Here is an 18097-nt window from a genome sequence, read left to right as displayed (position 1 = left end):
AGCACCAGCCCCGGGACGACATGGCCCAGGTGCGTGCCGGCAAGCGTTGGATTTGCGCGCAAAGCCGGCCTGGCGACAAGGGCCTGTCAGCGCCGCTGGGCGATTGGCCGCCGCAGGCACATCAGATCTGCGAATCCCACGGCTTGGACAAGCGCATTGCCCCGTTGATGATGCCCACCATCGAGTAGGTCTGCGGGAAGTTGCCCCACAGCTCGCCGGTGACCGGGTGCGTGTCTTCCGAGAGCAGGCCGAGGTGGTTGCGCGAGGCCAGCAGCGCCTCGAAGATCTCGCGTGCCTCATCGGTGCGGCCGATGCGGGCCAGCGCATCGATGCGCCAGAAGGCGCAGATGTTGAAGGCGGTTTCCGGGCGGCCGAAGTCGTCCGGTGCCTCGTAGCGGCGCATGTGCGGACCATCGCAGAGCGAAGCCTGCAACGCGTCCACCGTGCTCACGAAACGCGGATCCTTCGGGTCGATGAAACCGACCTCCGCCATCAGCAACACGCTGGCATCCAGGTCCTTGCCGCCAAAGCTTTCCACAAAGGCCTTGCGATGGTCGCTCCACGCGTTGTCCAGGATTTTCTGGCGAATGACGTCGGCGCGCTCCCGCCACAAGGTGGCGCGACGCGGCTCGTTGAGCACCTGCGCAATCTTGGCCAGCCGGTCACAGGCCGCCCAGTTCATCAACACGGACGAGGTGTGCACCCGTGAGCGGGTGCGCAGCTCCCACATGCCGGCGTCTGGCTTGTCGTGGATGGCATAGGCCTGCTCACCAATACGTTCCAGCAGGGCAAACTCGTTGAGCCCGGCGCGCTGGTGCAGGCGATGGTCGAAGAAGGCCTGGGCGGAACCGAGCACGATATTGCCATAGACATCGTGCTGGAAGTGCTCATAGGCCTGATTGCCGGCCCGTACCGGGCCATTGCCGCGATAACCCCGCAGGTGGTCGACCGTCTGCTCGGTGAGACGGTTCTCCAGCCCGATGCCGTACAGAGGCTGCACGTGCCCGTCCCTGGACTGCGCCACCACGTTGCGCAGCCAGCGCAGGTAGTCCTCCATCGTGCCGGTCTCGGACAAGCTGTTGAGGGCCCGCACCACAAAGAAGGCGTCGCGCAGCCAGCAGTAGCGGTAGTCCCAGTTGCGCTGGGTGCCGGGTGCCTCCGGAATGCTGGTGGTCATGGCAGCCACGATGGCGCCGGTCTCCTCGTACAGGCACATCTTCAGGGTGATGGCCGCACGGATCACCGCGTCCTGCCATTCCAGCGGGATGGCCAGGCGGCGGGTCCAGTCGCGCCAGTAGTTGACGGTCTGCTCCTCCAACATGCGCGCGGCATCTTCCACCCCGCGGTCCAGGGTCTCGTCCGGGCCGAAGATGAAGCTCATCGGCATGTCCAGCGAGAACGGCGTCTCGTCCAGCACATAGGTGAGCGGCGCATTGGTGGTGAGGCGCACCACAAAGCGCGGGCCGACAAAACGGATATGGTTGCTGCCGCGGGTGCGCACCGGTTTGGAGGCGCCCCAATCGACCACCGGCCGCAGCACGATGCGCACACGCGGGCGCCCCTCCAGCGGACGGATACGCCGCACCAGCATCATCGGCCGGAACGGCCGGTCATGCAGGAAGAAGCGCGGCATGAAATCGGTGACCTCGATGGCATTGCCACGCGTGTCGTGCAGCCGTGTGCGCAGCACGGCGGTGCCATGGTCGTAGGACTGCTCGCTGTGCGAGAAATCCTCCAGCATGACCTGGAACGTGCCGTCGGGTCCCACGCCGTCGGGCGAGTCGATGAGCGCGTGGAACATCGGGTCGCCGTCAAATCTGGGCGCGCAGGCCCAGACCACACGGGCCTGATCGTCGATCAGGGCGCTGACCGCGCAATTGCCGACCAACCCCAGCTTCAGCGATGCCGCATCCATATCCAAGTCCCCTTTCTGATCCGGTGGGCGCGGGCCGCCACTGCAGCCCCGACAACGCAACACCTGGAGCGCGCCCCGCCAGAGACCCTGGGAGGCACCGACACCAGACGGCAGGAAACGTGCCTTGGCACAGGTGTATCTCGTTGTCGCGCTGCTTTCAATCAACAGCCAGCGCATTTCAGGGGATTAGGAAACCGCTGCATCCCGCCCGCGAGGACGCGAGGAGTGATGAAGAGGCGCCCAAGGCACCGACGTGCCATGAAAAAAGGGAGGCCGGAGCCTCCCTTGCGGTCATGGAACCAGCGGCCGCGTCAACGCAGCGTCACGCGTGCAAACTTGCGCTTGCCCACCTGCACCACCATCTGGCCGGCATTCACCTTCAGGCCCTTGTCGCTGACGGTGTCACCGTCGATCTTCACTCCGCTTTGCTCGATCATGCGGTTGGCCTCGCTGGTGGAGGGCACCAGGCCGGCCTGCTTGAGCAGCGCGCCGATGCCCAGCGGCGCCCCCGTCAGCGTCACTTCGGGGATGTCGTCGGGAATGCCGCCCTTGGCGCGGTTGTCAAAATAGGCCTGCGCCTCGTCTGCCGCCTGGGCGCTGTGGAAGCGCGCGGTGATCTCCTTGGCGAGCAGCACCTTCACCTCCTTGGGGTTGCGGCCGCCCTCCACCTCGCGCTTGAGCGCGGCAATCTCGTCCAGGCTGCGGAAGCTCAGCAGGTCATACCATTTCCACATCTGCACATCGCTGATGGAGAGGATCTTGGCGAACATGCTGTTGGCCGGCTCGGTGATGCCCACATAGTTGTTCTTGGACTTGGACATCTTCTCGACGCCATCCAGCCCCTCCAGCAGCGGCATGGTCAGGATGCACTGAGGCTCCTGGCCGTATTCCACCTGCAGGTGGCGCCCCATCAGCAGGTTGAACTTCTGGTCGGTGCCGCCCAGCTCCAGGTCGGACTTCAGCGCCACGGAGTCGTAGCCCTGCATGAGCGGGTAGAGGAACTCGTGCACGGAGATGGGCGTGCCGGCGGCGAACCGCTTGGTGAAGTCGTCCCGCTCCATCATGCGGGCCACGGTGTACTTGGCCGCCAGCTGGATCATGCCGCGCGCGCCCAGGGGGTCACTCCACTCGCTGTTGTAGCGGATCTCGGTGCGCGTGGGGTCCAGCACCAGGCTGGCCTGCTTGTAGTAGGTCTCGGCGTTGTGCTTGATCTGCTCGGGCGTGAGCGGCGGGCGGGTCGCATTGCGGCCGGAGGGGTCGCCGATCATGGAGGTGAAGTCTCCGATCAGGAAGATCACCTGATGGCCCAGGTCCTGCAACTGGCGCATCTTGTTCAGCACCACCGTGTGGCCGAGGTGGATGTCCGGCGCCGTGGGGTCCAGACCCAGCTTGATGCGCAGCGGCACCCCGGTGGCCTCGGACCGGGCCAGTTTTTTCAGCCACTCGTCCTTGGGCAGCAGCTCATCACACCCACGCAGCGACTGCGCCAGCGCGTGCTGAACACGGTCAGTGACCGCAAATTCCGGTTTTTCGGAAGAAGTTGCAGAGGGGGTTCGGGCTTCGGACATGGTCTACATCACCCGCACGGGGTTTACATAAAGTCTTGATTTATCGGGTTTTCTAGCATGTTGCGAGAGGACCCGTCGCTATACTTGTTGCAGTTTTGCAGGGCGGGACAGATGGCAAAAACCGTTCCTGGCCTCAGGCCTGCAAAAGCTGCCGATTCTAGTGGACGCCTCGGCGTCCACCTGCCGAGCCCCCTGTCGCCAGGTCCGTTCCACGGCCACGCTGGGTGGGGTCAAGACTAACGCCAAAGCCAGCAGCACGGTCAGGCATCGTCCAGGTAATCGGTCAGCGCCCGCTGTATCGACCGCACGCTCCGGCCGGACGCCATGTCGGCTGGCCGGGGGCTTGTGGGTTCCGTCACCTACCGTCTGCAGGATGTTTTGCGCGTGATGAACTGGTCTGAGGAATGGAAGCGCGTACAGCGCTCGCTGGGCAGCGCTGAAGCGCTGGCGGCTCACGGCAAGATGTTGATGGCTCGTGGCAAGGCGTTGACGGCGACTGCCGAGGCGTTTGCCTCTCGTCACCCGCGCGCCCTGACCGGTACCGTGGTCGGTGTGCTCGGCGGTTTTGCCGTCACCGCCTTCGGTATTGCGCCGCTGGCGCCTGACGCGGCGGATCTGCAGCAGCACGAAATCACCGAAGCCATCGTCCCGCAATCGCTGGACGAGCAATTGGCCCAACTGGCCAGCTTCGACCCCGGCCTTTCCCGCACCGACCTCACCCGCGCTGCGGACACGGCCGACACCCTGCTCAAGCGCATGGGCGCATTCGACCCCGCCGCCGCGCTCTTCCTGCGCAACGACCCCACCGCCAAGCGCCTGCTGCAAGGCCGGGTGGGCAAGCGCGTGCAGGTCACGGCCACCGCCAGCGGCCAGGTGCAGAGCCTGGTGGCCCGTTTCGCCGCCGAGACGCCTGAGCAGCAGGATAGCTTTTTCACCCGGCTGAGCATCACTCGCGAGGGTGACCACTTCGTCTCCAAATGGGAGACCGTGGCGCTGGAAAACCAGGTCCGCCTGGGCAGCGGCACCATCCGAAGCTCGCTGTTTGCCGCCACCGACGAAGCCAACATCCCGGACGCCATTGCCTCGCAACTGGCGGACATGTTCTCGGGCGACATCGACTTCCACCGCGAGCTCCGCAAGGGCGACCGCTTCTCGCTGGTCTACGAAGTCAAGACCGCCGACGGCGAACCCATCAATTGGGACGGCCGCGCCGGCCGCCTGCTCGCGTCGGAGTTCGTGAACAACGGCAAGAGCTACCAATCCGTCTGGTTCAAGGACGGCGCCAACGGCAAGGGCAGCTATTACGGGTTTGATGGCGAGAGCAAGCGCCGTTCATTCCTGGCCAGCCCGATGGAATTCTCCCGCGTGACCTCCAGTTTCGCGATGCGCTTCCACCCCATCCTCAAGACGTGGCGCCAGCACCAGGGCATCGACTATGGCGCCCCCACCGGCACAGCGGTGCGAACGGTGGGTGACGGCCAGGTGGCGTTTGCCGGCTGGCAGAACGGCTTCGGCAACGTCATCCAGATCAAGCACAACGGCGACCGCATGACGGTGTACGGCCACCTGAGCCGTATCGACGTCAAACGCGGCGATCGTGTGGAGCAAGGCCAGAAGATTGGCGCCGTGGGCGCCACCGGCTGGGCCACCGGCCCGCACCTGCACTTTGAATTCCGCGTCAGCGGCAAGCAGCAGGATCCGCGCGTCATCGCCCGCGCCTCTGAAGCTGTGGCCTTGCCGGCGAGCGCTCGTGGCGCCTTCCAGGCACAGCTGGCGGCCGCCAAGACCCAGCTGCAGGCCGCAGCCACGCTGGGCGACGGTGTCGTTGGCGAATAAGATCGCCACCACCTCTACTCGGGCGGGCACCTGCCGCCCGAGCCATTCCTGCCGCTTCCACCTCCGGTTCTGACCCACCCTCCACCATGGCCGTCGAGCACTACATCGGCCTCATGTCCGGCACCTCGCTGGACGGTGTGGATGCCGTGTTGCTCAGCGCGGACAGCAAGGGGTCGGTTCAAGCACTGGCCCACGCCTACGCGCCCTTTGACCCCAGCCTGAAAGCCGAACTGCTGGCACTCAACAGTGCCGGCCACAACGAGCTGCAGCGCGCGGCACTGGCCGGCAGCGCCGTGGCGCGAAGCTATGCGCAAGCCACCCGCACGCTGCTGCTGTCGCAACGCCTGGCCCCCCGGGAAATTCGTGCACTCGGCGCGCATGGCCAGACGGTTCGGCATCGTCCGGGGGAGTTTGATGGCGTCGGTTTCACGCTCCAACTGATCAATGCCCCCTTGCTGGCCGAGCTGTCCGGGATCAGCGTGGTCCACGACTTCCGCACCCGGGACCTCACCATCGGTGGCCAGGGCGCTCCGCTGGTGCCGGCCTTCCATCGCGCCGTGTTCGGGCGTGCCGATGCGGATGTGGCGGTGCTCAACGTCGGCGGCATCAGCAACGTCAGCCTGCTGAAGGCCGATGGTGCGAGCGGCGGTTTCGACTGCGGCCCGGGTAACTGCCTGATGGACGGATGGGTTCAACGCCACCAGGGCACGGACTATGACGCCGGCGGCCAGTGGGCGGCTCAGGGCCAGATCCTCCCCAGCCTGCTGGCGGCACTTCTGGCAGAACCCTTCTTCCAGCAGCCGCCCCCCAGGAGCACCGGGCGCGATCTGTTCCACCTTCAGTGGCTGGACGATCACCTCGCCCGACATGTTCCACAGGCCCGGCCCGTAGACGTGCAGGCCACCCTGCTGGAACTGAGCGCACGCTGCGTGGCGGACAGCCTGGCACGCTTTGCGCCAGGTTCCTGGCAGCACTTGATGGTTTGTGGGGGCGGCGCCTTCAATGGGCACCTGCTGCAGCGCCTGCAGGTCCTGCTCCCCCGATTGATCGTTTCCACCACCGAGGCGCAAGGCCTGCCACCGATGCAGGTGGAGGGGGCCGCTTTTGCCTGGCTGGCCATGCGCTGGGTGCGACACCTCAGCGGCAACCTGCCCGCCGTGACAGGCGCCAGCGGTGAACGCGTGCTGGGTAGCTACACCCCCGCTTGATCAGCACCTGAAGTGGACGCCGGCGAGCGGGTCCTCGGGCTCAGGACATGCGCTTTGGACCTGCTGCGCTTCGGACATCAACGCAGAAACGACTGAACCGCCCGAAGGCGGTTCATCACATGCCCGCTCCCGCCTTGCAGAGGCAGGTAGGACGCAGCACTTCAGACCCCGTGCTCAGACCAGGCTCAGACCGAGAAGCTCGAGCCGCAACCGCAGGTGGTCTGGGCGTTCGGGTTCTTGATCACGAACTGGGCACCTTGCAGATCTTCCTTGTAGTCGATCTCGGCGCCCATCAGGTATTGCAGGCTCATGGCGTCGATCAGCAGCGTGACGCCATTCTTGGTCATCTGCGTGTCGTCATCATTCACCGCCTCGTCGAAGGTGAAGCCGTACTGGAAGCCGGAGCAGCCGCCACCCTGCACGAACACGCGCAGCTTCAGGTCGGGGTTGCCTTCTTCCAGCACCAGCTCGCGCACCTTCTCTGCCGCAGCGTCGGTGAAGACCAGCGGGGCCGGCATGCCGCCGGTTTCGGTGGCGGGAGATTCGAGAACTGCTGTGCTCATGCTGGGATCCTGGATGGATAAGTCCGGTAGATGGTGGGGATTATGGCAAAGCCCGCCTGGCCGCGCCGCCCTCGCGAGCCAAAGCCCTGTTGGCAATGAGGCAGGCCGCACATCCGACCGGCATCAAAGCGCACGAGGCGTGAGGCGAAAGATCACTTCCTGCGTCCACAAAAACAAAAGCCGCTGAAACAGCGGCTTTTGTTGGCTTGGAGCCGCCCGGGATGACCCGGGGCAGTTCCAGGAAGTTCGATCAGCGCTTGCTGAACTGCTTCCGGCGACGAGCACCGTGCAGACCGACCTTCTTACGCTCGACTTCACGCGCATCACGCGTGACGAAGCCGGCGCGGCTCAGTTCGGGCTTCAGGGCTGCGTCGTAGTCAATCAGGGCGCGGGTGATACCCAGGCGCACTGCACCGGCTTGGCCGGATTCGCCACCACCGTGCACGTTGACCTTGATGTCAAAGGCCTCGCCGTTGTTCGTCAGCAGCAGTGCTTGACGAGCAATCATGATCGAGGTTTGACGACCAAAGTACTGCTCGATCGAGCGGCCGTTGACGACGATTTGACCCGTGCCCTTCTTGATGAAGACGCGAGCCACCGACGACTTGCGACGGCCGGTACCGTAATTCCAGTTTCCGATCATCACCGCTCCTTAGATTTCCAGCACTTGAGGCTGCTGGGCGGTGTGCGGATGCGTGTCGCCCGCGTACACCTTCAGCTTCTTGATCATCGCGTAGCCCAGAGGACCCTTGGGCAGCATGCCCTTGACAGCCTTTTCCAGGGCGCGGCCCGGGAACTTGGCTTGCATGTCCTTGAACTTGGTGGCACGGATGCCGCCAGGGTAGCCGGTATGACGGTAGTACACCTTGTCATTGGCCTTGTTACCGGTCACGCGCAGCTTTTCTGCGTTGATGATGACGATGAAATCACCGGTATCCACGTGAGGCGTGTAGATGGCCTTGTGCTTGCCGCGCAAACGGAGTGCCACTTCGCTGGCAACACGTCCGAGCACCTTGTCGGTGGCGTCAATCACAAACCACTCGTGCTTCACTTCGGCCGGCTTGGCGCTGAAGGTCTTCATGAGAGTCTTTCAAAATCAGGCAAATCAGCTGGACAACACACCCCTTGAACATCAACCCGGAAGTTGAACCCAGAAGCATCCGTCAACAGCACGTCGGGCCAACGCCCCACCTCGCTCGGTGCCGCTTATTTGCAATCTGACCCACTCAGAGACTCAGAGCTCACAGGAGCTGACTCAAAAGTTGGACAGAAATGCCGTGCGGCCTCTCACAAAAGTGTCCCACGGCTGCCATGAAACCGGGGAAAGCCCGCGAGTCTATCAGAAGAGTCCAAAAAACCAAATCCGCGAGAAGCCCCTCGGGCACAGGCCGGGCATTTCACCAAATCATCCAGCACGGACCCAACACCGCGACCGGAGATTCGTCACACTTCAGCGCCATACCGGATGAACCCTCTTGGCGAAAGACGCACTTTGGCTACGATCCGGGTAATCACTTAGCTGCCAATGACCGCCTCCCCGCCCCCGCCCGCCGACGGCCCCCCTGCCCTGACCCCCCAGGCCACGCAGGGACACGACCGTCAGGTGCCGTCGGAGCCGGTGCCCGTGCGGCTGCCGCAGCGCCTGTCCGCACAGGCATCCCGTTGGATGCCCGAATTCTGGCGTCGCTGGGCGGACTGGGTTCCCATCCGCCCGCTGGGCCGGCGGCACCGTCGCCGCATTGCGCAGCACCTGCTGTCGCTCGCCGAGCGAGACCGCTACCTGCGATTCGGCTATGCCGCACGGGATGAGCAGATCCAGAAATACGTTGACGGGCTGAATTTCTCGCGTGATGAAGTGCTGGGCATCTTCAACCGCAAGCTGCAGTTGATCGCCGTGGCACATCTGGCCTACGAACCCACGCCACAGATCAAGGGCCGCCCGGCCATGGCGGAATTTGGTGTCTCGGTGCTCAATGCTGCACGCGGACGGGGCTTCGGCGGCCGGCTGTTCGAGCGCGCCGCCCTGCACGCCCGCAATCGCGGCATCGACACGCTCTTCATCCACGCCCTGAGCGAAAACGGCCCCATGCTGGCCATCGCCCGCAAGGCTGGCGCCAAGGTGGAGCGTGATGGCAGTGAATCCGAAGCCTGGCTGCGCCTGCCGCCCGATTCGGTGTCCTCGCATGTGGACGAGGCGCTAGAGCGTCACATGGCCGAAGTGGACTTCCAGCTCAAACGCCACCTGCACACGCTGGGCAACTTCATCGACGGCGTTGCCGAAGTGAAGTCCAAGATCAGCCGCAAGGCGTCCGGCAAGTCCGCCAAGCAATAGTCGTACAGCACAAGATTGGCCTGCCACCTGATCCAGGGGGGTGGGGCGGGATGCATTTTGTAACGAGTTTCGGCTACATTCGCGCCGATCCGGGCACGACTCAAGATGTGCGTTCCGTCACAACGACGGCTGCAGTGCCCTCCTCTTCCAATCCTGGAACATGCAGAACACGCTGCCGTGGCTGATTGCGGGACTGTGCGGGCTGGCGATGCTCAGCCTGCTGGTCGTCCTGCTGCTGCGCCGCCCGCAGCGGCGTCGCAAGCCGCTCCCCACCGAATGGTCGCTGACGGCGCGACCCGTTTTCAGCGCGGACGAACGCCGCGTCTTCCGTCTCCTGCGCGAGGCGCTGCCCCATCACGTCGTCATGGCCAAGCTGCCGCTGGTGCGTTTCTGCCAGCCGACCGAAGCTCGGGACGTGCGCTATTGGTATGACCTGCTGGGCGGCATCAGTGTGAACTTCGCCATCTGCAGCCCCAATGGCCGTGTGCTGGCGGCGGTAGATCTGGAAACCGAGCGCCCAGGGACTGCTCGCAGCCTGCAGATCAAGCAGGAGGTGCTGGCGGCTTGTCGCATCCGCTACCTGCGCTTGTCGGCCGACAACATGCCGACGGTCTCGGAACTGCAACTGCTGGTGCCGTACAGCAACCAGAGCGCCCGCAGCCCGCAACCGATGCAAGCGCGTCCAACGCCGGCGCGGCCCTCGGTGGCCCCTGCCCCGGCCGCAGCGGCCTCCCCAGCGGCAGCGACTGCGTCCGCCGCGTCCCGCCGGGTGGCCTCGCGCAACACCTTGTGGAACGAGTCGCCCGTTTTCAGCGATTCGTTCTTTGCGCCTGACAGTCGCTTCGACAGTTTCAATGCCCCGGCAGAAGCGCCGCCGCCCCATGCTGTCGAGCCGCGACAGCGCGGCTACCGGCCGCGTGGTGGCGTGGCCGGCAGCGACTCGTCCATGCCGGACTCCCAATTCCTGGACGACGGCGAGAACGACATTGCCGGCGTTGTGGTCGACGCACCGCGTTACCTGCGGCGCTAAGCTAGCGACTTCTGTATTCCGGATGAGCGGCGCGTCAGCGCCGTTTCTTTTTTCTGATGACCACACCTACGGCCGGCTTCGGTCACCTCACGCCAGAACGGATGCTGGACGCGCTCGAGCATGCGGGCCTGCGCCCCGATGGCCGGCTGCTGCAGCTCAACTCCTACGAGAACCGCGTGCTGCAGGCCTATCTCGAGGACGGCAGCGCGGTCGTGGCCAAGTTCTACCGCGGCGGCCGCTGGAGCGATGCGCAGATCCTGGAAGAGCACAGCTTTGCCCGCGAACTCGTGGAAGCGGAGGTGCCGGTAGTGGCGCCGCTCACCCTGGAGGTGGACGGCCAGGCCACGACCCTGGCGCATGTGCTGGGCGACCGCTTCGCCGTGTCCCCCCGCCAGGGTGGCCGCGCGCCTGAGCTGGAAGACCCGGAAGTCCTGCGCTGGCTGGGCCGCTTCCTGGCGCGTCTGCATGATGTCGGCCAGCAACGGCCGTTTGAACATCGCGTGGCCTGGCACAGTGCGCAACCGGCACGCGAGGCGCGTGATTGGCTGAAGGCCAGCGACACGTTGACGCCCGACATCGCTCCGCAGTGGCATGACGCCGCCCAACGCTGCATTGACGCCATCCAGGCGGCCTTCGACGCGCAGCCGAATCTGCGCAGCCTGCGCCTGCACGGCGACTGCCATCCCGGCAACCTGCTGTGGACCCCCGACCGTGGCCCGCACTTCGTCGATCTGGACGACGCCATGCAGGGCCCGGCGGTGCAGGACCTCTGGATGATGCTGTCCGGCGACCCGGAGGCCGCGCGCCAGCAACTGGATGCGCTGCTGGACGGCTATGAAAGCGTGCGTGAATTCGACTGGCGCGAGCTTCGCCTGATCGAGGCGCTGCGCACCCAGCGCATGATCCACCACAGTGCCTGGCTGGCCCGCCGCTGGGACGACCCGGCCTTCCCGCTGGCGTTCCCGTGGTTTGGCACGCCCAACTACTGGAGCGACCAGGTGGTCAAGCTGAACGATCAACTGGACGTGATGCGGACCGAGGCGGACAAGGCGTCAGGCATGCCCAGTTGGGACTGAGACAGCACAAAGGCCGCCACCTTTCGATGCCGGCCTTTGTTTGTGGCGTCAATCCTCAGCCCAGCAGCAGCGCGTTGACCCGCTTCACATAGGCCGACGGATCCTCCAGCGAGCCGCCTTCGGCCAGCAGTGCCTGGTCGAACAGCACCAGCGCCAGATCCTTGAAGCGCGCATCAGTGCCTTCCTGCTGGCTGATGTCACCCAGCTTGCGCACCAGCGCGTGCTCGGGGTTCACCTCCAGCGTCGGCTGCGAGGCCGGTGCGTTCTGGCCTGCCTGCTTGAGCATGCGCGCCAGATGGCCGCTGATATCGCCCTCTTCCACCACGATACAAGCCGGGGAATCGACCAGGCGCGTGGTCACGCGGACGTCCTTGGCCTTGCCTTCCAGCGCGGTCTTGAGCTTTTCCAGCATGGGCTTGAAGGTCTCGGCCGCTTCCTCGGCCTTCTTCTTCTCTTCTTCGTCCTGCAGCTGGCCCAGGTCCACCGAGCCCTTGGCCACCGACTGCAGCGAGTGGCCTTCGAACTCGAAGAGGTGGGAGAGCATCCACTCGTCCACACGGTCCGCCAACAGCAGCACCTCGATGCCCTTCTTGCGGAAGACTTCCAGCTGCGGGCTGTTCTTCGCAGCGGCCAGGCTGTCGGCGGTGATGTAGTAGATGGCCTCCTGGCCTTCCTTCATGCGGCCCAGGTAGTCCTGGAAGCTCACGCCTTCGTCGGCATGGGTGGAGGCAAAACGCAGCAGCTTGACCAGGCGTTCCTGATTGGTGGTGTCTTCACCGACACCCTCCTTCAGCAGTTGTCCAAAGTCTTTCCAGAAGCGGGCGTATTTGTCCTTGTCGGACACGTCCTCGCTATTGGCCAGCGTTTCCAGCATGGAGAGCACGCGCTTGGTCGAGCCTTCGCGGATGGCCTTCACGTCGCGGCTTTCCTGCAGCAGCTCACGGCTGACGTTCAGCGGCAGGTCTGCAGAGTCGATCACGCCCTTGACGAAGCGCAGATAGACCGGCATCAGCGCCTCAGCGTCGTCCATGATGAAGACGCGCTTGACGTAGAGCTTCACGCCGCCGCGCTTGTCGCGGTTCCACAGGTCGAACGGTGCCTTGGCCGGGATGTAGAGCAGCTGCGTGTATTCGCTGCGGCCTTCCACCCGGTTGTGGGTGAACGCCAGCGGGGCTTCCGTGTCGTAGCTGATCTGCTTGTAGAAACTGTCGTATTCGTCCTGTGTGACCTCGCTCTTGCTGCGGGTCCACAGGGCGGAAGCCTTGTTCACCGGCTCCCACTCGTCCAGGATGATCTGCTCGGCCTTGTCGGCGTCCCACTCTTCCTTACGCATCAGGATGGGCAGGGAGATGTGGTCGGAGTACTTGCTGATGACGGACTTGAGGCGCCAGGTCTTGAGGAATTCCTCCTCGCCCTCGCGCAGGTGCAGCACCACATCCGTGCCGCGACCGGGCTTGGTGATGGATTCGACTTCGAAATCACCCGTGCCTTCGGACGTCCAACGAACGCCCTGATCGGCCGGCAGGCCGGCACGGCGGGATTCCACCGTGATGCGATCCGCCACGATGAAGCCGGAGTAGAAACCCACGCCGAACTGGCCGATCAGGTTGGCGTCCTTCTTCTGGTCGCCTTCCAGGCGGGCCATGAATTCACGGGTACCGCTCTTGGCGATGGTGCCCAGGTGGGCAATGGCTTCTTCGGTGGAGAGACCGATGCCGTTGTCGCTGATGGTGACGGTGCGGGCAGCCGCGTCAAACGACACCCGGATTTCCAGGTTGGGCTGTTCTTCGTACAGCGCGTTGTTGTCCAGCGCTTCGAAACGAAGCTTGTCGCAGGCGTCCGAGGCGTTGCTCACCAGCTCCCGCAGGAAGATTTCCTTGTTGGAGTAGAGCGAATGGGTCACCAGATGCAGGATCTGCTTGACCTCGGCTTGGAAGGAATGGGTTTGTTTGTCCATCACTCGTCGAGCAATTTGCCGTTTATGGATTGGGTCGGGAAAAGGACGATTGTCCTCGCGCGGACCCGCCGCGCCCCGGTTGCTTCAGCAATTGGGGCGCGGCTTGGCAAATTCAAGAGAGCTGATGCGACCTTGCGGCTGCCACGGCCTGGCTGAGCACGTCCAGCACCTCCAGCGAGTCGTCCCAGGCCAGGCAGGCGTCGGTGATGCTCTTGCCGTACTCCAGTTGGGACGGATCGTCCTTGCCAGGGTTGAACTTCTGCGCACCACCTTGCAGATGGCTCTCCACCATCACGCCGAAGATCTGCCGGCTGCCCTCGCGGATCTGGCCGGCGATGTCCCGTGACACGTCCAGCTGCCGCTCATGCTTCTTGCTGCTGTTGGCATGTGAGCAGTCCACCATCAGCCGGGTGGGCAGCTTGGCGCCTTCCAGGTCCGCACAGGCCACGCCCACGCTCTGGGCGTCGTAATTGGGCGCCTTGCCACCGCGCAGGATCACGTGGCAATCCGGATTGCCGGCGGTTTCCACGATCGCGACCTGGCCGTTCTTGTGCACGGACAGGAAGTGGTGCGGCCGCGCGGCCGCCTGGATGGCGTCGGTGGCGATCTTGATATTGCCGTCGGTGCCGTTCTTGAAGCCGATGGGGGCCGACAGGCCCGAGGCCAGCTCGCGGTGCACCTGGCTCTCGGTGGTGCGCGCGCCGATGGCGCCCCAGGAGATCAGGTCGCCGATGTATTGCGGCGAGATCACGTCCAGGAACTCCGAACCCGCCGGCATGCCCAGGCGATTGATGTCCAGCAGCAGCTGGCGGGCGATGCGCAGGCCCTCGTCGATGCGATAGCTCTCATCAAGGTAGGGGTCGTTGATCAGCCCCTTCCAGCCCACGGTGGTGCGCGGCTTCTCGAAATAGACCCGCATCACGATCTCCAGCGTGTCGGCATACTTCTCGCGCTGCGCCACCAGCTTGCGGGCGTACTCCAGCGCCGCAGCGGGGTCATGGATGGAGCATGGGCCGATGATCACCAGCAGCCGGTCGTCCTGCCCCGACATGATGCGTCGGATGCGTTGACGGGTTCCCACCACCAGTTGCTCCATGGCGGTGCCACGGATGGGGAAGAAGCGGATGAGGTGTTCGGGGGGCGGCAAGGGCGTGATGTCCAGGATGCGTTCGTCGTCGGTTTGGCTGGTCTTGTCCTGCGGCGAATACCAGCGCTCCGCCTCCTGGGCGGTACCGTACTGGTGAGTGGACTTGGCATTCATGGATGACGATTTCCTGTTGTGTGTGAGGCCGCTGCTGGCCGGCCTTGGGGCACCCTGACTCCGCAACATCGCCTTCAGTGTCCACGTACCGGCGAAAAAAAACCGCCGGGTGGTGGACCCGGCGGTTTCTTGAGGATTCTTGGCGCCTGCTTATGCGTTCGCCTCTCCTCCGCCGGGGCGGTGCGAGAACCAAAAGTACGCAAAATAAAACTTGCCGACGAAACGCATGACGTTGATATTGCCCGTGACCATCATGGCGCGTCAATAGGCCAGGTGTGACTGGCGCACGACGTATGCGCCGATCCTTGATCAAAACCAGGGAGGGGTTTCAGTGAGAGGTTTGCGCATCCGGTGATGCGCAGATTGCAGGCGCTGATACTGGTGCTGGCGCTGCGGCAGCCGACTCAGGCCGTGCCGCCGACGGTCAGCCCATCGATGCGCAGAGTGGGCTGCCCCACGCCCACAGGCACGCTCTGGCCCTCTTTGCCGCAGACGCCCACGCCGGTATCGAGCTTCATGTCGTTGCCGATCATGGAGACGCGGTTCATCGCATCCGGCCCGTTGCCGATCAGCGTGGCGCCCTTCACCGGGTATTGCAGCTTGCCGTTTTCCACCCACCAGGCTTCGCTGGCAGAGAAGACGAACTTGCCCGATGTGATATCCACCTGACCGCCGCCGAAGTTGGTGGCGTAGAGACCTTTGTCGATGCTGGCGATGATTTCCTCGGGGTGCTTGTCCCCGCCCAGCATGTAGGTGTTGGTCATGCGCGGCATCGGCAGGTGGGCGTAGCTTTCGCGACGGCCGTTGCCGGTCGGGCTGACCTTCATCAGGCGCGCGTTCATGGCGTCCTGGATGTAGCCCTTGAGGATGCCGTCCTCGATCAGCACATTGCGCTGCGAGGCGCAGCCTTCGTCGTCCACGTTCAGGGAGCCGCGGCGGTCGGGGATGGTGCCATCGTCCAGGACGGTGACCCCCTTGGCGGCCACCCGCTCGCCAATACGGCCGGCGAAGGTGCTGGAGCCCTTGCGGTTGAAGTCACCTTCCAGACCATGGCCCACGGCCTCGTGCAGCAGCACGCCGGGCCAACCCGGGCCCAGCACCACGGTCATCTCGCCAGCCGGAGCGGGGCGGGACTCGAGGTTGGTGAGAGCGGCAGTGACGGCCTGATCCACATAGGAGGCGATCATCTCGTCAGTGAAATAGGCCAGACCGAAGCGGCCACCGCCGCCACCGGAGCCCACTTCGCGGCGGCCATTGCTTTCGGCGATCACGGTGACGGACAGGCGAACCAGCGGCCGCACATCGGCGGCCAGCGTGCCGTCGGCACGGGCGATCAGCACCACTTCGTGTTCGGCTGCCAGGCCGGCCATGACCTGGGCGATGCGGGGGTCCTTGGCGCGGGCCAGGCGTTCGGTGCGCTCCAGCAGGGCGACCTTCTGGGTGCTGTCCAGGCTGGCGATGGGGTCTGCTTCACCGTACAGGGCACGGCTGGCCGCCACCACCGGTTCGCTGGGCACCTTCACCCGCTTGCTCTGGCCGGCCGAAGCGATGGCACGCACGGTGCGGGCGGCATCCAGCAGGGCGGCTTCGGAGATGTCGTCCGAATAGGCAAAGGCGGTCTTCTCGCCGGCCACGGCGCGTACGCCCACGCCCTGGTCGATGGAGAAGCTGCCGCTTTTCACGATGCCCTCTTCCAGGCTCCAACCCTCGGCGCGGGTGGTCTGGAAGTAAAGGTCGGCATCGTCCACCCGGTGCTCGGTGATCAGGCGCAAGGCCTGGGCCAGCGAGGCATCGGTCAGGCCGAAGGGTTCCAACAACTGGGCACGGGCGGTGACCAGACGGGCGAGAGTGGGTTCGCGCGAAATCATGGGCTGATTGTAGGCAGGTGCCCGGTTCGGCGCATCGCCCATATCCGCCCCAGGGCCAACCGATGCGGGTCAGGCAGCGCGCGCAGCCCGACGCCGGGGCGCGAAGCTGACCCTCACTCTTCCGGATCGGCCTCGGCTTTCCAGGCCAGCGCCTGCTGGTAGAGCGCATTGCGGGGGCAGCCGCTCAGCTCTGCGGCCAGGCTGACCGCCTGCTTCAGGGGCAGCTCGCGCATCAGCACGCGCAACCCGCGCAGGGCTTGCGGCGGTAGCTCACCGGCATCGTCTTCGGCGGGCGCCGCATGCAGCACCAGCACAAATTCACCGCGCTCGCGCTGCGGGTCGGCGGCCATCCAGGCGGGCAGGTCGGCGCAGCGCGCGGTGTAAACGGTCTCGAACTGCTTGGTCAATTCACGACAAACGGTGAGCAGTTGTTCGGGTGCCAGCTCGGCCAGGAGGTCTATCAGCTCGCGGATGCGGTGGGGCGCTTCGAACAGCACCTGGCTGTGGCCCTTGCCCGTCAGTGTCTGAGCCATGGTGCGGCGCTCGGCGGCCTTGGTGGGCAGGAAACCGACGAACTGGAACCCTTGGGCGCGGGTGTCTCCCGCCACGCTGACGGCCGTCACGGTGCTGCTCGCGCCGGGCAGGGGCAACACCCGGATGCCGGCCTCACGTGCGGCGGCCACCAGCAAGGCGCCGGGGTCAGACACCGCGGGGGTGCCGGCATCGCTCACATAGGCGATGCGTTCGCCCTGGAGCAACCGCGCCACCAGGGCCTGGGCGGCCGATTGTTCGTTGTGCTGATGGAGGGCGACCAGCGGCTTGTGCTGGCCCAGCCAGCGAAGGAGTTGCGCGCTCACGCGGGTGTCCTCGCAGGCCACGGCGTCCACCAGGGTCAGGGTGTGGATGGCGCGCAGGGTGATGTCGGACAAATTTCCGATCGGTGTCGCCACCAGGTAAAGCGTGCCCGCTGGATACTGCTGCTGGCCGGCGGCAGCGGCGGCGGCGGCACTCATCAGGTCAGGCAGGGATGTCTGGGGAGACGAAGGGATGGTCAAGAGGCTCTCCACAAAGGCGTTGGGCGACGACGCCGAGACACGCGCACTGGAATTTCTGTGCCGCCAGGGCATGCGGCTTGATGCCCGCAATTATCGAGTGGCGCGCGGCCCTCATGCCCGAGGCGGCGAGATCGATCTCATCATGCGGGCGCGGGACGGCACCCTGGTCTTTGTCGAGGTACGCACGCGCAAGGCCGATGCCCATGGCGGCGCGGCCGCCAGCGTCGCGCCGACCAAGCAGCGCCGCCTGATCTTCGCCGCTTCCCATTACCTGAGCCGCCTGGCCACGGTGCCGCCCTGCCGCTTCGACGTCGTGGCCATCGATGGCGACCGCATCGAATGGCTGCCAGCCGCCTTCGACTGTTCAGCCATTTCCTGCTGACGCGCTTCCAGCACCAGCTGCCCGCTCCTGCCACCCTCCAGGGCCT

General features: G+C 65.1%; 15 protein-coding genes. 6 read left to right on the top strand and 9 right to left on the bottom strand.

The window, feature by feature from the left end:
• Positions 1 to 121 precede the first annotated feature (121 nt).
• Positions 122 to 1915 carry a glycoside hydrolase family 15 protein gene (locus tag BMY53_RS21775; RefSeq protein ID WP_092948617.1) on the bottom strand — a complete coding sequence of 598 codons (1794 nt, stop codon included), beginning with the start codon at positions 1913 to 1915 and terminating at the stop codon, positions 122 to 124.
• A gap of 311 nt (positions 1916 to 2226) precedes the next feature.
• A complete protein-coding gene (gene tyrS, locus BMY53_RS21770; RefSeq protein WP_092948615.1) occupies positions 2227 to 3483 on the bottom strand; it encodes a tyrosine--tRNA ligase in 1257 nt (418 codons plus the stop codon).
• A gap of 462 nt (positions 3484 to 3945) precedes the next feature.
• Between tyrS and BMY53_RS21765 the strand changes: the two genes are divergently transcribed.
• Positions 3946 to 5319, top strand: a complete 1374-nt coding sequence (locus BMY53_RS21765; protein ID WP_092948701.1) for a M23 family metallopeptidase — start codon at positions 3946 to 3948, stop codon at positions 5317 to 5319.
• A gap of 86 nt (positions 5320 to 5405) precedes the next feature.
• Positions 5406 to 6527 carry an anhydro-N-acetylmuramic acid kinase gene (locus BMY53_RS21760; RefSeq protein ID WP_092948614.1) on the top strand — a complete coding sequence of 374 codons (1122 nt, stop codon included), beginning with the start codon at positions 5406 to 5408 and terminating at the stop codon, positions 6525 to 6527.
• Between the two features lie 185 nt (positions 6528 to 6712).
• On the opposite strand, the gene erpA is transcribed toward BMY53_RS21760, so the two are convergent.
• From erpA to rplM, 3 genes are all read right to left on the bottom strand, one after another.
• Complete coding sequence (erpA, locus tag BMY53_RS21755; RefSeq protein WP_092948612.1) at positions 6713 to 7090, bottom strand: iron-sulfur cluster insertion protein ErpA; 378 nt, start codon at positions 7088 to 7090, stop codon at positions 6713 to 6715.
• Positions 7091 to 7340: 250 nt separating this feature from the next.
• On the bottom strand, positions 7341 to 7733 hold the full coding sequence (gene rpsI / locus BMY53_RS21750) for a 30S ribosomal protein S9 (protein ID WP_092948610.1): 393 nt from the start codon (positions 7731 to 7733) through the stop codon (positions 7341 to 7343).
• Positions 7734 to 7742: 9 nt separating this feature from the next.
• A complete protein-coding gene (gene rplM, locus BMY53_RS21745) occupies positions 7743 to 8171 on the bottom strand; it encodes a 50S ribosomal protein L13 (protein WP_092948608.1) in 429 nt (142 codons plus the stop codon).
• Positions 8172 to 8615: 444 nt separating this feature from the next.
• Here rplM and BMY53_RS21740 point away from each other — a divergent pair, with 444 nt between their 5' ends.
• The 3 genes from BMY53_RS21740 to BMY53_RS21730 all read left to right on the top strand — a co-directional run bounded on the left by BMY53_RS21740 (position 8616) and on the right by BMY53_RS21730 (position 11528).
• Positions 8616 to 9422, top strand: a complete 807-nt coding sequence (locus BMY53_RS21740; RefSeq protein WP_255370322.1) for a GNAT family N-acetyltransferase — start codon at positions 8616 to 8618, stop codon at positions 9420 to 9422.
• Positions 9423 to 9582: 160 nt separating this feature from the next.
• Complete coding sequence (locus tag BMY53_RS21735) at positions 9583 to 10452, top strand: DUF2726 domain-containing protein (RefSeq protein WP_092948606.1); 870 nt, start codon at positions 9583 to 9585, stop codon at positions 10450 to 10452.
• Between the two features lie 56 nt (positions 10453 to 10508).
• A complete protein-coding gene (locus BMY53_RS21730; RefSeq protein WP_092948604.1) occupies positions 10509 to 11528 on the top strand; it encodes a serine/threonine protein kinase in 1020 nt (339 codons plus the stop codon).
• 55 nt (positions 11529 to 11583) lie between these two features.
• Here BMY53_RS21730 and htpG read toward each other — a convergent pair whose 3' ends face one another.
• The 4 genes from htpG to rsmI all read right to left on the bottom strand — a co-directional run bounded on the left by htpG (position 11584) and on the right by rsmI (position 17627).
• Complete coding sequence (gene htpG / locus BMY53_RS21725; RefSeq protein WP_092948602.1) at positions 11584 to 13485, bottom strand: molecular chaperone HtpG; 1902 nt, start codon at positions 13483 to 13485, stop codon at positions 11584 to 11586.
• 112 nt (positions 13486 to 13597) lie between these two features.
• Complete coding sequence (locus BMY53_RS21720) at positions 13598 to 14746, bottom strand: 3-deoxy-7-phosphoheptulonate synthase (RefSeq protein ID WP_092948600.1); 1149 nt, start codon at positions 14744 to 14746, stop codon at positions 13598 to 13600.
• Between the two features lie 404 nt (positions 14747 to 15150).
• Positions 15151 to 16614: a metalloprotease TldD gene (tldD, locus tag BMY53_RS21715; protein WP_092948697.1), complete on the bottom strand. Its 1464-nt coding sequence runs from the start codon at positions 16612 to 16614 to the stop codon at positions 15151 to 15153.
• Positions 16615 to 16727: 113 nt separating this feature from the next.
• Entirely contained in the window at positions 16728 to 17627 is a 900-nt protein-coding gene (gene rsmI / locus BMY53_RS21710; protein ID WP_092948598.1) for a 16S rRNA (cytidine(1402)-2'-O)-methyltransferase, read from the bottom strand.
• Positions 17628 to 17661: 34 nt separating this feature from the next.
• On the opposite strand from rsmI, the gene BMY53_RS21705 reads away from it, so the two are divergent.
• On the top strand, positions 17662 to 18051 hold the full coding sequence (locus BMY53_RS21705; RefSeq protein WP_092948596.1) for a YraN family protein: 390 nt from the start codon (positions 17662 to 17664) through the stop codon (positions 18049 to 18051).
• Positions 18052 to 18097: the final 46 nt, after the last annotated feature.

Source organism: Roseateles sp. YR242 (genome assembly GCF_900109745.1).
Lineage (GTDB): Bacteria > Pseudomonadota > Gammaproteobacteria > Burkholderiales > Burkholderiaceae_C > Roseateles.
The sequence above is the reverse complement of the archived record's forward strand: the minus strand, read 5'-3'. Positions and strand labels throughout refer to the sequence as shown.